We start from the raw sequence: 14428 nt of genomic DNA on the forward strand, positions 1-14428 counted from the left end.
ATGAGCGCGCCAGCGAGCCCCGGACTGGCTACAACACGCTTGCGATGAATTTGCGGCAGCGCTCCGACCGCGGATTGCCGAACAGCTCCGCTGGCGACGCGCGCTCTTCGACCTGCCCCTGGTGCAGGAAGAGCACCTCCGTGGACACTTCGCGCGCGAATCCCATTTCATGCGTGACCATCACCATCGTCCGGCCTTCTTCCGCCAGCAGCCGGATGACCTTCAGGACTTCACTCACCAGCTCCGGATCCAATGCCGAGGTCGGCTCGTCAAACAAGAGGATCTTCGGGTCCATCGCCAACGCGCGGGCAATAGCGCAGCGCTGCTGTTGCCCTCCTGAGATCTGGCCCGGGTAGTGGTGCGCGCGATCTTGCAGCCCCACCTTGTGCAACAGCGCTTGCGCCCGCTCGGCGGCTTCCTTGCGGCTCATGCCCAGCACGTGCACGGGTGGCGCCATCACGTTTTCCAGCACCGTCATGTGCGACCACAGATTGAAGTTCTGGAACACCATGCCGATGCCTGCCCGCAGCCGGCAGACCTGGCGGGCGCTGCGGGGAACAAGGGCCCCTTGCCGGTTCTGCCGCGTCGCGACCTGCTCGCCGCCTATCGTGATCGAGCCGGCGTCGGGCACTTCAAGAAAATTCAGGCAGCGCAGGAACGTGCTTTTGCCGGAACCGCTGGACCCGATCAGCGTGATGACGTCGTGCTCACGGGCGCGAAGGTCGATGCCGGACAGCACTTCTATCGAACCGAAGCGCTTACGGATGCCTTCGGCGACCAGGATATCCGCGGCGGAACTGTGTCGGTATGAACTCACTGCATGTCTCCGGATCGAAGCGTTTCTGATCGCCTGGGCGCCATCTCAGAAAGTGCCTGGATAGGCCCCGCCATCCAGCAGCAGGTTCTGTCCGTTGATGTAGCCCGCGTGGGCGCTGCAAAGGAATGCGCAGGTGCGGCCGAATTCCTCGGGCACGCCGAAGCGGCCGGCGGGATTCCTCGCCTTCCATTGCGCGACGACCTCTTCGTAGCTGCGCCCCGACAACGCGGCATCCGCGCGCAAGGTCGCTTCAAGCCTGTCGGTGGTAAAGGGGCCGGGAAGCAGGTTGTTGATGGTGACATTGCGGCTGACGGTGGATCGCGCCAAGCCCGCCACGAACCCCGTCAATCCGCTGCGCGCGCCATTGGACAAGCCCAGAATGTCTATCGGCGCCTTGACGGCGGCGGAGGTGATGTTGACGATCCGCCCGAATCCGCGTTCCATCATGCCGTCCACGGTTGCCTTGATGAGCGCAATCGGCGCCAGCATGTTGGCGTCCAGCGCGGCGAGCCAGTCATCGCGCGACCATTCGCGGAAATTGCCGGGTTTCGGCCCGCCCGCATTGGTAATCAGGATGTCAGGCTGGGGGCACGCCGCAAGAATCCTCGCGCGTCCTTCGTCGGTCGTTACGTCGGCGGCAACCACCTCCACCGTGACGCCCGCAAGATTCCTGATCATGCGGGCCGTATCCTCCAAGGCCTCGCGCCCGCGCGCCACCAAGGTCAGGTGCACGCCATCTTCGGCGAGCGCCATCGCGCACGCCCGCCCAAGCCCTTTGCTGGCTGCGCAAACCAGCGCATGCCTGCCTTTGATTTCCAGATCCATGGCTGCTCCCGATCAGATGAATTCCGCGCTTACATCGCCGAATGGGGTATAGCGGGAAACGACTTTCATGCCCGCCTCCGCACGGTATTGCCGCGTAAACGAACCGGACATGACGCGCATGCCGGCTTCCAGGGGTAAATCGAATTCCGCGAGCTTGTTGGCCAGCCACTGCACGGAAAGCAGGCCGCCTGCGCCCATTACGGCCGCCCCCGTCGCCTGCTCCTGGACCTCGCCGTTCACGATCACCTGAACCGCCGCCTCGGCCAGACGCAGGTTCGCCGGCGTCAGCGCAACCGCCTGGCCGCAGACGTAGGCTTTCTGCTGGGCGTTGTCGGCCATTGCAAGGGGCAGATTTCCCGCGAACGGGCCTCTGACTTCGACGATCTCCAAGGCGGGCGCGGCATGGCTCACCGCCGCCATGACGTCATCCAGCGTGACGCCCGGCCCACGCAAGGTCTTGCCCAGGGTCAGGCACAGTTCATTTTCAAAGCCCGGCTGCAACAGATCCGCGCATCGGTATTGCTGGCCGCTGGCGTGTTCGCCGCTGTGGAGCAAGTATCCGAAACAGGGTTCATGGACCTGTTGCTGGACCCGCATGGCCTCGGCCGTGAGGCCGACTTTCCAACCCGACTGCCGTTCGCCGGCCAGGCGCTGGCGCCGCAGCATGGCCAATTGCACTTCGTAGCCTTGGCGCAGGGAAAACTTCCCGGACCACTCCGCGGGCATATGGCGCCCTTGCCTTGCGGCGCTCCACAGTTCGTCGGCGATGTTCTCGATATCCATACTGATCTCAATGAGGGAGGCGGGCGTTGGCCAGGAAGCCGGCCAGGCGGACAATTGCGTCGTCGATGCGTTCCGGGCTGCTGGCGTAGCACCAGCGGAGATAGCCTTCCCCTTCGGGGCCGAACGCAATCCCCGGCGCCAGGCCCAGGCCCGTCTCGGCGACCAGCCGCTTGCAGAAATCGAGGCTGTCGCGGACCCCTTCGATTCTGAAGAAGTTGTACATCGCGCCTGGGGCCGCGGCGGCCTGTTCAACGCCCGGCACCGAAGCCAGCGCCGCGCGCAGATGGTCTCGGCCCCGCCGTAATCTGGCCACGGTATGCGCGATGGTCGTCTCGCCCTGCGCGAGCGCGGCGACCCCGGCGCGCTGGACGAACGGCGGCGCGCAGGTCGTGCTGAATTCAATCAGTTTCCCGATTTCGGGCAATAGCGCAGGCGGCGCCACCACCCATCCCAGCCGCCAGCCCGTCATCAACCAGGCCTTGGAAAACGAGTTGCAGCTAACGTGCCGATCCTGTTCGTCGGTCAGATCGAGAAACGACGGCGCGCAATTATCTTGGTAATAGAGACGCTCATAGACGTCATCGCTGACAATCCAGATCCCGCGAGCCCGGCAATGCTCCAGCAGGGCTTTCTGCTCTGACGCCGTCATGCACCAGCCCGTGGGGTTGTTCGGTGCGTTCACCAGCAAGGCGCGCGTGTCCGGCGTCAATGCATCCAGCAATTTCTGTAGATCCAGCGCCCATCCCCGCGCCGTGAAATCCAGGGCGACGGTATGCACCTGCGCGCCCAGCACCTTGGGCATTTCGACGAGGTTGGGCCACAACGGCGTGACGGCCACGACGCGGTCGCCGGGGCCGACCAGGGCTTGCATGGCCACCGCCAATGCCGAGGTGCCCGAGCTGCTGATGGCAATGCGGTCCTGGCCGATGGCGCCATGCAATGCCGTCAGATAGGCCGAGAGGCTCTCGCGCAAGACGGGCATGCCCAGCGTCTGGACATAGAACGTGTCTCCCTCCTGGATGGCCTGCACGGCTGCCTGGCGGATGTAGGGGGGAGTGGCCTCGTCCGGCTCTCCGAACCAGAAAGGAAGCAGGCCGGGCTTGCCCATTCCGGCATTGGCCACCTCGCGGATCTGCGAGGAACGCAGAGCGACTGCCGTTGGCCGCGCCTCGGGTCGATAGTCCGTAAGCATTTCCGCCTTGTCTCCCTTTTGTCGTTGTTTATGGGATAGGCAGTGTCCCGGCTCGGAGCGCGGTCGGCAAGAACCAATAAACGAAGCAGATAGGAGCCACTGTCAGGACAGCCGCGGCGGCGCTGTTCCCGGGCCGCCTGTGCGGCCCGTCCCGCCCCGGCGTCCGTGGGCCGTTGCAGCGGATCTCGGAAAAAACAAAATGGCCGCAGTCCCGAAGGATTGCGGCCATCTTTTCACGAACCTGCCGGCGAAGGTAGCAGGCTCGATATACGCCTTACTGCAGCGCGATTTCGACGTCGACGCCGGCCGGCAGGTCCAGACGCATCAGGGCGTCAACGGTCTTGTCGGTGGGATCCACGATGTCCATCAGGCGCTGATGGGTACGGATTTCGAACTGGTCGCGCGACGTCTTGTTCACGTGCGGCGAACGCAGGACGTCGTAGCGGCGGATACGCGTGGGCAGCGGCACCGGGCCACGGACAACGGCGCCGGTACGCTTGGCGGTATCGACGATTTCAGCGGCCGATTGATCGATCAGCTTGTAATCGAAGGCTTTCAAGCGGATACGGATCTTTTGGTTTTTCATGGCGTTTCCTAAAGAACGAAAGACGAGGGCGGCGTTGCGCCCCCGCTGGTTGGGTGCTGCTTATGTGATCCGGATTACTTCAGGATCTTGGCGACGACGCCGGCGCCGACGGTACGACCGCCTTCACGGATGGCGAAACGCAGGCCTTCTTCCATGGCGATCGGGGCCAGCAGCTTGACGGTCATCGTCACGTTGTCGCCCGGCAGAACCATTTCCTTGTCGGCCGGCAGGTCGATCGTGCCCGTCACGTCCGTCGTGCGGAAGTAGAACTGGGGACGATAGCCGTTGAAGAACGGCGTGTGGCGGCCGCCTTCTTCCTTGGACAGGATGTACACCTCGGACGTGAAGTCCGTGTGCGGGGTGATCGAGCCCGGCTTGGCCAGAACCTGGCCGCGCTGGACGTCTTCACGCTTGGTGCCGCGCAGCAGGATGCCCACGTTGTCGCCCGCTTGACCTTGGTCCAGCAGCTTGCGGAACATTTCCACGCCCGTGCAGGTCGTCTTCACCGTCGGCACGATACCGACGATTTCGATTTCCTCGCCAACCTTGATGATGCCGCGTTCGATACGGCCGGTCACCACGGTGCCGCGGCCCGAGATCGAGAACACGTCTTCAACCGGCATCAGGAACGCGCCGTCAACGGCACGCTCGGGCGTCGGGATGTACGAGTCCAGCGCTTGCGCCAGCGACAGGATGGCCTGTTCGCCCAGTTCGCCCTTGTCGCCTTCCAGCGCCAGCTTGGCCGAACCCTTCACGATCGGGGTGTCGTCGCCCGGGAAGTCGTACTTGCTCAGCAGTTCGCGGACTTCCATTTCCACCAGCTCGAGCAGCTCGGCGTCGTCGACCATGTCAGCCTTGTTCAGGAAGACGATGATGTACGGCACGCCAACCTGGCGGCTCAGCAGGATGTGTTCGCGCGTCTGCGGCATCGGGCCGTCAGCGGCCGACACCACCAGGATCGCGCCGTCCATCTGCGCCGCGCCCGTGATCATGTTCTTCACGTAGTCGGCGTGGCCCGGGCAGTCAACGTGCGCGTAGTGGCGCGATTCCGTTTCGTACTCGACGTGCGCCGTGTTGATCGTGATGCCGCGTGCCTTTTCTTCAGGTGCCGCGTCGATCTGGTCGTAGCCCTTGGCTTCGCCGCCAAACTTGTTCGACAGAACGGTCGTGATCGCCGCCGTCAACGTCGTTTTGCCGTGGTCAACGTGACCAATCGTACCCACGTTCACGTGCGGCTTGGTACGTTCAAACTTGCCTTTTGCCATGATCTCTATCCTTTGACTTTCAAGGAAACTTTGATATCTGCCGGGACCGCCCGAAGGACGGGCCCGGCAAGGGTTATTTACTTGGCCCGAGCGGCGATGACTTCGTCAGCGACGTTCTTGGGGGCCTCGGAGTAATGCTTGAATTCCATCGTGTACGTGGCACGGCCTTGCGTCAGCGAACGCAGGTTCGTGGCGTAGCCGAACATCTCGGCCAGCGGAACCTCGGCCTTGATGGTCTTGCCGCCGCCAACCATGTCGTCCATGCCCTGGACCATACCGCGACGCGAGGACAGATCGCCCATCACCGTACCGGCGTAGTCTTCAGGCGTTTCGACTTCAACGGCCATCATCGGTTCCAGCAGCACGGGGCTAGCCTTGCGCATGCCTTCCTTGAACGCCATCGAGCCGGCCATCTTGAACGCGTTTTCGTTCGAGTCCACGTCGTGGTACGAACCGAAGAACAGCGTCACCTTGACGTCCACGACCGGGTAGCCGGCCAGGATGCCCGACGGCAGCGTTTCGGTGATGCCCTTGTCCACCGCGGGGATGAACTCGCGCGGCACCACGCCGCCCTTGATGGCGTCCACGAACTCGTAGCCACCGCCCGGAGGCAGCGGTTCGACCTTCAGGACCACGTGACCGTACTGGCCGCGACCGCCCGACTGCTTGACGAACTTGCCTTCGACTTCTTCGCACGTCTTGCGGATGGTTTCGCGGTAGGCCACCTGGGGCTTGCCGACGTTGGCTTCCACGCCGAATTCGCGCTTCATGCGGTCGACCAGAATTTCCAGGTGCAGCTCGCCCATGCCGGAAATGATGGTCTGGCCGGATTCTTCGTCGCTGCGCACGCGGAACGACGGATCTTCCTGCGCCAGGCGCGACAGCGCCAGGCCCATCTTTTCCTGGTCGGCCTTGGACTTGGGTTCGACGGCCTGCGAAATCACGGGCTCGGGGAACTCCATGCGCTCCAGCGTCACGTGCGAATCGACATCGCACAGCGTTTCGCCGGTGGTCACGTCCTTCAGGCCCACGACGGCGGCGATGTCGCCAGCCAGAACTTCCTTGATTTCCTCGCGGTTGTTCGCGTGCATCTGCAGGATGCGGCCGATACGTTCCTTCTTGCCCTTGATCGGGTTGTACACGGTGTCGCCCGACTTCAGGACGCCCGAGTACACGCGGACGAAGGTCAACTGACCGACGAACGGGTCCGTCATCAGCTTGAAAGCCAGAGCCGAGAACTTCTCGCTGTCGTCGGCTTCGCGCTTGACTTCGTTGCCGGCGTCATCGGTGCCTTCGACCGGCGGAATATCCACGGGCGAGGGCAGGTAGTCGATGACGGCGTCGAGCATGCGCTGCACGCCCTTGTTCTTGAAGGCGGTGCCGCACAGCATCGGCTGGATTTCGCCGGCGATCGTGCGCTGGCGGATGGCCAGGTTGATCTCGGCTTCGTCCAGCGCGCCGGTCTCGAGGTACTTGTTCATCAGTTCCTCGGACGACTCGGCAGCGGCCTCGACCAGCTTTTCGCGCCATTCTTCAGCGGTGCCCAGCAGTTCGGCCGGAATGTCTTCGTAGTCGAACTTGATGCCCTGGCTGGCTTCGTCCCAGATGATCGCTTTCATCTTGACGAGGTCGATGACGCCCTTGAAGGTGTCTTCGGCGCCGATGGGGATCACCACGGGCACGGGATTGGCGCGCAGGCGCGTCTTCAACTGGTCGTAGACCTTGAAGAAGTTGGCGCCGGTGCGGTCCATCTTGTTGACGAAGGCCAGACGCGGCACACCGTACTTGTTGGCTTGGCGCCACACGGTTTCGGACTGGGGCTGAACACCGCCCACCGCGCAGTAGACCATGCAGGCACCGTCCAGGACGCGCATGGAACGTTCCACCTCGATGGTGAAGTCCACGTGTCCCGGGGTGTCGATGATGTTGATGCGGTGTTCGGGGTAGTTCTTAGCCATGCCACGCCAAAACGCCGTCGTAGCAGCCGACGTAATGGTGATGCCACGCTCTTGCTCTTGCTCCATCCAGTCCATGGTGGCTGCGCCATCATGCACTTCGCCAATCTTGTGGTTGACGCCGGTGTAGAACAGGATACGTTCGGTCGTGGTGGTTTTCCCTGCATCGATGTGCGCAGAGATGCCAATGTTGCGATAGCGCTCGATCGGGGTTTTGCGGGCCATGGTGGGTTAGTCCTTAAATTACCAGCGGAAATGGCTGAAGGCCTTGTTGGCCTCTGCCATCTTGTGCGTGTCTTCGCGCTTCTTCATCGCGGCGCCACGACCTTCGGAGGCGTCGATCAGTTCGCCAGCAAGACGCAGATCCATCGACTTCTCGCCACGCTTCTTGGCGGCTTCACGGAGCCAACGCATAGCCAGGGCCAGGCGGCGCACGGGGCGCACTTCAACCGGCACTTGGTAGTTGGCACCGCCAACGCGGCGGCTCTTCACTTCGACGATCGGCTTGATGTTGTTGATCGCCAGGCTGAAAACTTCGATCGGCTCCTTGCCGGTCTTGGTTTGCACTTGCTCGAGGGCACCATAGACGATGCGCTCGGCGACGGCCTTCTTGCCGTCCAGCATGACGACGTTCATGAACTTGGCGAGTTCGACGCTGCCGAACTTGGGATCGGGCAGAATCTCGCGCTTGGGTACTTCGCGACGACGGGGCATTGTTGCTTCCTTGTGTCTGTTCAGTTGAACCGTGTTTCATTACACGGCCATGGCCGCCCAATGGGACGACCCCTTACGTGCCGCGCACCTACCTGCATTCCGGTCGGCGCGGTTGCACTTCCCTGATGACGGATTTCCGCCACTTCGGGGTACTGCGGACTCGTTATCAGGCCTTCTTCGGGCGCTTGGCGCCGTACTTCGAGCGGGCTTGCTTGCGGTCCTTGACGCCTTGCAGGTCGAGGGAACCGCGCACGATGTGGTAACGCACACCGGGCAAGTCCTTCACACGACCGCCGCGCACCAGAACCACCGAGTGCTCTTGCAGGTTGTGGCCTTCACCGCCGATGTACGAAATGACTTCGTAACCGTTGGTCAGACGCACTTTGGCAACCTTACGCAGAGCGGAGTTCGGCTTCTTGGGGGTGGTGGTGTACACGCGAGTGCACACGCCGCGGCGTTGCGGGCAGTTTTCGAGCGCGGGGCTCTTGCTTTTGATGATGCTGACTTCGCGCGGCTTGCGCACGAGTTGGCTAATGGTAGGCATGACCTTTGAAATCCCTTTTACGTACCACTGGTAAGTACTTGCGTACTAGTCTCCTCAGGCTGTGAGCTTCGGAGCAGGCAGTTCGCGCAAAACCGCCTCAAACGTTCGTATACGTAAAAGAGCGGGTTTGCCAACAAACTGTGACAAAACGCACAAAACCGGGTGCCGTAGGGGTAGAAGCCGCGGGGCAAAGCCCCACTTGTGGCCATGAAACGAAAGGCTCGTGACGCACCTCGTTTCCTGGCCCAAAACATCCAGACCCTACTGCGGCCAAATTTTGCGCGCGAAATAAAGCAGTTAGCCCTTTAGCATAACTGAGATTTGGGCGCACTGTCAAAGAAATTTGTAAACCCCGCCCAGGCGGCGCGTTGCCGGCAGAAGACGGCCTGTTAGGCGCCAGTCATGAAAATTGGGGTCGTATAAACCGGACATCCAGGATCCGGATCGGGGCGGAAATCGGGGCAAAAGCGCGAGGCCAGGCTGGATTCGCGTCCGGGCCGCGAATAGCGGCGGCGTGGGCCCAGTGTACTCGCCCGCGCCCCGTCTTTCTATTGGTCGGCGAACAGGTAGCCGCTGCCGTAGACCGTGCGGATCGGCAATATCAGGCCGGCCAGTTCGGCCTTGCGGCGCAGCCGGCTGACGATCACGTCGATGCTGCGGGAGCCGCTGGCCCGCGCGCTGCCGCCCTCGACCTGCAGCTCTTCGCCCAGCTCGGACCGTCCGACCGCCCTGCCCGCCACTTCCAGCAGCGAACGCACGATCAGGCGCTCATTGGCCGACAGCGAGAGGGTCGTTCCCGAAGGCGCGGCCAGCGTCCAGCCCTGGTCGCGCAGTTCCCATTGGCCGTTCGCGGCCGTCTCGGCCGGGGCGGCGTCCTGTTGCCCCGACGGCAGGCGGCGCGCCAGGGACAGCAGGATACACGCCAGTTCGCGCGGATCCTGCGGATCGGGCAGGCAGGCGTCCGCGCCGCTCTGCAGGCAGCGCAGACGGCTGTCCACGGACATGTTGCGTCCCGTCACCACGATACCCAGGGATGAAGAACCATGCAGCCGCGCCACGAGCGCGTAGCCGATTTCCCCCAAGGTCCCCACGTCGAGGACCACCCCGTCATAGGCGCCGCCGTTCAGCAGCCCGAACAATTCAAGAGAAGTCGAGCAGCCGCGCGCGGAAATGCCGGCCTGCAGCAAAGCGGACACGGCAGCGCCGCGAGCCGTCTCGTCCGGTGACATCATTAGTATGCGCAATTGATTCATAGTGGTTCCCAGCAATTCGACCCGCTTCCTCCTGTACCTTCGGCAATGGGACGATTGAGACAGTGTGGCGCGTTGTTACGCAACAACTCCAGTCAAGATTCGTCAACTTTGCAATGTTTGACAGTTCTTGCCATAACGTAGCCAGCGGGGACACTGCCCGAGTTATCATTCGTTTACTAGAATTCCCTCACCCTCTTGCAGTAGGGCGCCAATAGCGCGCGCTTGCGTAGCAAACCTTCGCGAGAACACGTCTGATGAAAATCGCGTCGCTGGAAGATGACCTGGACCAAGCACGCCGCATCCAGCAAGTTTTGACCTCCGCGGGATACTCCTGCACCAGTTATCAGCAGAGCCGGGATCTCCTGGCCGCGCTGCGCGTCGAGCATTTCGACCTGGTGCTGCTGGACTGGCACCTGCCCGATATCGACGGCGACGACGTCGTGCGCTGGCTGCGCATCAATATCGGTCCACGCATCCCGGTCATTTTCCTGACCAACCGCTCCAGCGAGGAAGACCTTGTGGAAGGCCTGCGCGCGGGCGCCGACGATTACATCGTCAAGCCCTGGCGCCCCCAGGAGCTGCTGGCCCGCGTGGCGGCGTTGCTGCGCCGCAGCCAGATCGCCGAGCCCGCCAACGACGCCTTCGACGTCGCGCGCTACCGCATCGAACCCGCCGGCCGCGCGATCTCGCTGAATTCCACGCCGATCGCCCTGGCGCCGAAGGAATTCGACCTGGCCTTGCTGTTTTTCCGCAATATCGGCCGCCTCATGTCGCGCGACGTGCTGGCCGAATGCGTCTGGAATCGGGAGATTCCCGCCACCTCCCGCACGCTGGACACCCATTTGTCGAACATCCGGCAAAAACTCCAGTTGCGTCCCGAGCATGGCGTGCGTCTCTCTTCCTCTTATGCCCTGGGCTACCGGCTCGAACTGACCGCCCCGGCCGAAGACGTTCAACCCAGTCAGCAGTAAGCGCGGTCCCGCGCATTCCCGGAGATTCGATTGTCATGAGCCGCTGCCGCGCGCTTTCCCTGCTTGCCCTGATGTCCTGCCTGATGCTCGTGGCGCCCGCGCGCAGCCAGCCGGCCGGCGCGCTCGGAGACGATTTCATCTACCGCGTCCGCCAGGGCGACACCTTGATCGACCTCGCCACCCGGTATACGCGCAACCAGGCCAACTGGAGCCACCTGCAGACCTTGAACCAGGTCGTCACGCCGGAGCTGCTGCCGATCGGACAGGAACTCCGCATCCCGCTTTCCATGATCCCCGAGCGCGCCGCCAGCGCGCGCGTGCTGCACGTGAGCGGCCAGGCGAGCATCGACGGCAAGTCCTTGCGGGCCGGCGACACGGTGGCCGAAGGCAGCACCGTCGCCACGGAATCCAACGGCTTCGTCACGCTGGAACTGGCCGACGGCTCCAAGCTGACGCTGCCGGCCGGCGGAGCCGTCGAATTGATGCGCTTGCGCCAGTTCGAAGGCACCGCGCTGACGGACTCGGTCGTCCAGGTACAGCGCGGCAGCGTCGAATCTTCGGTGGCTCCCGCCGGGGAAGGCGTGGGCCGGTTCGAAGTCCGCACGCCCGTCGCGGTGACCGGCGTGCGCGGCACGCGCTTCCGGGTGCAAAGCGGCGCCCAGGGCGCGCGCAGCGAAGTGCTGGAGGGCAGCGTCCGCCTGCAACCCCATGCGCCGGGCGGGCGGCCCGCCAAACCGGTCGCCGTGGCCAAGGGCTATGGCGCGGCCGTCGGCGCGGACGGCGTCGTCTCCGGCATGCGCGCGCTGCTTGCCGCTCCGCGGTTGGGCGAACCCGTGCGCACGGGCGGCGGCGCCTGGACCGCCGACGTTTCCCCGGTGGCCGGCGCGCAGAGCTACCTGGTGCGCGTCTCGCGCGATGCCGACGGCACGCTGCCGGTATCGTCCGCGAGCTTTCCCAGCAACGACATCCGGTTCTCGGCGCCCGGCCCCGGCACCTATTACGTGTCCGTGCGCGCCGTGGACGACCTGGGCCTGGGCGGCCAGGACGCGATCGCCACCTTCGAAGGCGTCAACCAGCTCATGACTTCCTTCGGTCTCGGGGTCGAGAGCGGCACGGGCGGCTTCGTCACGCTCACCGAGTACTAGGGCCGGCTGGCCGCTGAAAGGAGCCCCGCATGGCCGCCGCCGATCCCCCGGACCGGACATCGCGCTCAGGGCTGTGGCTGACATTGGCGCTGGCGGTGCTGGCCGGCCTGCTGGGCTCGCTCAACGGCCTTGGCCGGTTCGACCAGATCCTCTACGACCGCACCGTATCGATAACGGGACGCAGCGCCGACCCGGACATCCTGATCGTGGCGATCGATGACGCCAGCATCGACGCCCTGGGACGCTGGCCCTGGCGGCGCGCGGTCCACGCGGCGCTGCTGGAGCGGTTGCGAGAGGCCCGCGCCGTCGGGCTCGACCTGATTTTCGGAGAGGCGGACACAGCCAACCCCCACGACGACCGCATTCTCGCCGACAGCATCCGGCGCAACGGGCGCACCGTCCTGCCCATCGTGCTGGATCGGCTCAACCGTCCTTCCAGCATCAGCGCCCCCATCCCCGGCCTGGCGCAAGCCGCGGCCGCGAAAGGCTTCATCAACGCGCGCGTCGACTCCGACGGCGCCGTCCGGGCGGCCACGTTGACCGCGGACGTGGCGGGAGAACGCTGGAACCACCTGGCCTTGTCGATGCTGGAAGTCGGCGGCGAGGCGGAACAGGCGCAAGAATTCCTGAAACGCGCCGCGCCGAACGGCGGCATGCTGATCCCTTACTCCGGCCCCACCGCGCACGTGCGCACCGTTTCGTATCTTTCGGTGTTGCGCGGCGACGTGCCGCCCGAGGCGCTGCGCGGCAAGTACGTGCTGGTCGGCGCGTGGGCCACGGGCCTGGGCGACGCTTACCCGACGCCGGTTTCCCACGACGTGAGCGGCATGTCTGGCGTGGAGATCATCGCGAACCTGCTGCAGGCCGCGCGCGACGACGTCGCCTTCCAGCGGCCGCCCGCCTGGTGGAACGGGCTGTTCTCGGCGCTGCCCGTGCTGCTGGCCTGCCTTGCCTTGTGGCGTTTGTCTCCGAAACGGGCCCTGCTGGTATGCGTCGCGCTGCTGGCCGGCATCCTGCTGGCCGCGCTGTTGCTGCTGGCCTCCGGTCATTTCTGGTTTGCCCCGACCGCGGCGCTGCTGGGCGTGGCGCTGTGCTACCCGCTATGGAGCTGGCGCAGCCAGGAGGCGGCGCTGCGGTACATGGACAACGAGCTGCGCCGCCTGCAGCGCGAATATCCGCCGGTGCTGAACGAGGCCCGCGCCCAGGCCGCCGGGCCCAGCGCGTCGCTCGAAAGCCGGGTCGGGGAATTGCGCCGGGCGCTTGCGCGCGTGCGCAACCTGCGGCGCTTCCTGGCCGACGGCCTGGACGGCATGCCCGACGCCACGCTCGTCTTCGACCAGGACGGCCGCATGCGATTCCGCAACCAGGCCGCCGTCATGTACTTCCAGCGCCTGGGCATGCGCCCGCCCCGCGTCGGCCGCCCCGCCATCCACCTGCTTGAAAAGACCATCTCCGATCCCGCCACGCGGCAGCGCGTCGCCGAAGCGCTCAGCGGCCAGGGCCCGGCCGCGGGGTCGTCTCCATGGAGCGCGGACCTGGAGCTGCGCGACCATGCGGGACGCGACCTCATCCTGAAATGCTCCCCCATCCATACCGCCGAAGGGAACTTCGCGGGCACCGTCGCCACGCTGACCGATATCTCGCGCATCCGCCAGGCGGAACGCCAGCGCGAAGAGACGCTGCGCTTCATCTCGCACGACATGCGCGCGCCGCAAAGCTCCATCCTGGCGCTGGTGGAAATGAAGCAGGAAGGCGGATCCCGCGAAGGACCGAACGAAACGCTCGACCGCATCGCCGCGCTGGCCCGGCGCACGCTGCACCTGGTCGATGATTTCGTGCATCTGACGCGCGCCGAATCCATGACCATCAGCGCGGTGGAACTGGACCTGGGCAGCCTGCTGCAGGACGCCGTGGACGAGTTCTGGGCTTCGGCGCAGAAACGCGGCATCGCGCTGGATCTGCGGCTGCCGCTGCCCGCCGCCTACATCCGCGGCGACCAGACCCTGCTCATGCGCGCGTTGTGCAACCTGATAGACAACGCGATCAAGTACAGCCCCCCGCAGACGCGCATCGAGTGCGGCATCGACGAGGCATCCGGTTTCTGGCGGGTCGGCATACGCGACCAGGGCCACGGCATCGCGGCCAAGGACCTGGGCCGCCTGTTCGAACCGTTTTCACGCGTGGGAATCGAAACCCGCGGCGACGCCGGCGGCGCGGGCCTGGGGCTGGCATTCGTGCGCACCGTGGCCGAGCGCCATGGCGGGTCCGTGGAGGTAAGCAGCGAACCGGGGGCCGGCTCGGTCTTCACGCTGCGCCTGCCGATGGCGCCGGAAGCTTCCGCCGAAAAGCATCGCCCCCACGGCTTGCCGGCGGCATAG

At 64.7% G+C, this 14428-nt stretch carries 13 protein-coding genes; 3 read left to right on the forward strand and 10 right to left on the reverse strand.

Features of this window, described 5'->3' with window-relative positions; translation table 11 throughout:
* Nucleotides 1-28: 28 nt before the first annotated feature.
* The 10 genes from WHX56_RS04385 to WHX56_RS04430 form a co-directional block, all read right to left on the reverse strand.
* A complete protein-coding gene (locus tag WHX56_RS04385; protein WP_422393635.1) occupies nt 29-817 on the reverse strand; it encodes an ABC transporter ATP-binding protein in 789 nt (262 codons plus the stop codon).
* A gap of 45 nt (nt 818-862) precedes the next feature.
* Entirely contained in the window at nt 863-1642 is a 780-nt protein-coding gene (locus tag WHX56_RS04390) for an SDR family oxidoreductase (RefSeq protein WP_338880567.1), read from the reverse strand.
* Between the two features lie 12 nt (nt 1643-1654).
* Nucleotides 1655-2479 (reverse strand): 2-keto-4-pentenoate hydratase, encoded by an 825-nt coding sequence (locus WHX56_RS04395; protein ID WP_165360224.1) that lies wholly within the window; start codon nt 2477-2479, stop codon nt 1655-1657.
* The gene (locus WHX56_RS04400; protein ID WP_338880568.1) at nt 2433-3617 is read right to left on the reverse strand and encodes a pyridoxal phosphate-dependent aminotransferase; all 1185 of its coding nucleotides are present in this window, start codon (nt 3615-3617) and stop codon (nt 2433-2435) included. The genes WHX56_RS04395 and WHX56_RS04400 overlap by 47 nt, the downstream gene beginning before the upstream one ends.
* A gap of 274 nt (nt 3618-3891) precedes the next feature.
* Complete coding sequence (gene rpsJ / locus WHX56_RS04405) at nt 3892-4203, reverse strand: 30S ribosomal protein S10 (RefSeq protein ID WP_003806903.1); 312 nt, start codon at nt 4201-4203, stop codon at nt 3892-3894.
* A gap of 74 nt (nt 4204-4277) precedes the next feature.
* Nucleotides 4278-5468 (reverse strand): elongation factor Tu, encoded by a 1191-nt coding sequence (gene tuf, locus WHX56_RS04410; RefSeq protein ID WP_287753809.1) that lies wholly within the window; start codon nt 5466-5468, stop codon nt 4278-4280.
* Between the two features lie 77 nt (nt 5469-5545).
* Nucleotides 5546-7648 (reverse strand): elongation factor G, encoded by a 2103-nt coding sequence (fusA, locus tag WHX56_RS04415; RefSeq protein WP_129247190.1) that lies wholly within the window; start codon nt 7646-7648, stop codon nt 5546-5548.
* Between the two features lie 18 nt (nt 7649-7666).
* Complete coding sequence (gene rpsG, locus WHX56_RS04420; RefSeq protein WP_006216561.1) at nt 7667-8137, reverse strand: 30S ribosomal protein S7; 471 nt, start codon at nt 8135-8137, stop codon at nt 7667-7669.
* A gap of 166 nt (nt 8138-8303) precedes the next feature.
* Nucleotides 8304-8681, reverse strand: coding sequence for a 30S ribosomal protein S12 (gene rpsL, locus WHX56_RS04425; RefSeq protein ID WP_005017264.1), 378 nt, complete (start codon nt 8679-8681; stop codon nt 8304-8306).
* 548 nt (nt 8682-9229) lie between these two features.
* Nucleotides 9230-9877: a response regulator transcription factor gene (locus WHX56_RS04430; protein ID WP_422393636.1), complete on the reverse strand. Its 648-nt coding sequence runs from the start codon at nt 9875-9877 to the stop codon at nt 9230-9232.
* Between the two features lie 311 nt (nt 9878-10188).
* Between WHX56_RS04430 and WHX56_RS04435 the strand changes: the two genes are divergently transcribed.
* Genes WHX56_RS04435 through WHX56_RS04445 form a run of 3 tightly spaced genes read left to right on the forward strand, consistent with a single transcriptional unit; the run spans nt 10189 to nt 14428 of the window.
* Nucleotides 10189-10905, forward strand: coding sequence for a response regulator transcription factor (locus tag WHX56_RS04435; RefSeq protein WP_129247194.1), 717 nt, complete (start codon nt 10189-10191; stop codon nt 10903-10905).
* 35 nt (nt 10906-10940) lie between these two features.
* On the forward strand, nt 10941-12050 hold the full coding sequence (locus WHX56_RS04440) for a FecR domain-containing protein (protein WP_338880569.1): 1110 nt from the start codon (nt 10941-10943) through the stop codon (nt 12048-12050).
* A 29-nt stretch (nt 12051-12079) separates the two neighbouring features.
* Nucleotides 12080-14428 carry a CHASE2 domain-containing protein gene (locus WHX56_RS04445; RefSeq protein WP_338880570.1) on the forward strand — a complete coding sequence of 783 codons (2349 nt, stop codon included), beginning with the start codon at nt 12080-12082 and terminating at the stop codon, nt 14426-14428.

It is taken from the genome of Achromobacter veterisilvae (assembly GCF_037619525.1).
Taxonomy (GTDB): domain Bacteria; phylum Pseudomonadota; class Gammaproteobacteria; order Burkholderiales; family Burkholderiaceae_B; genus Achromobacter; species Achromobacter veterisilvae.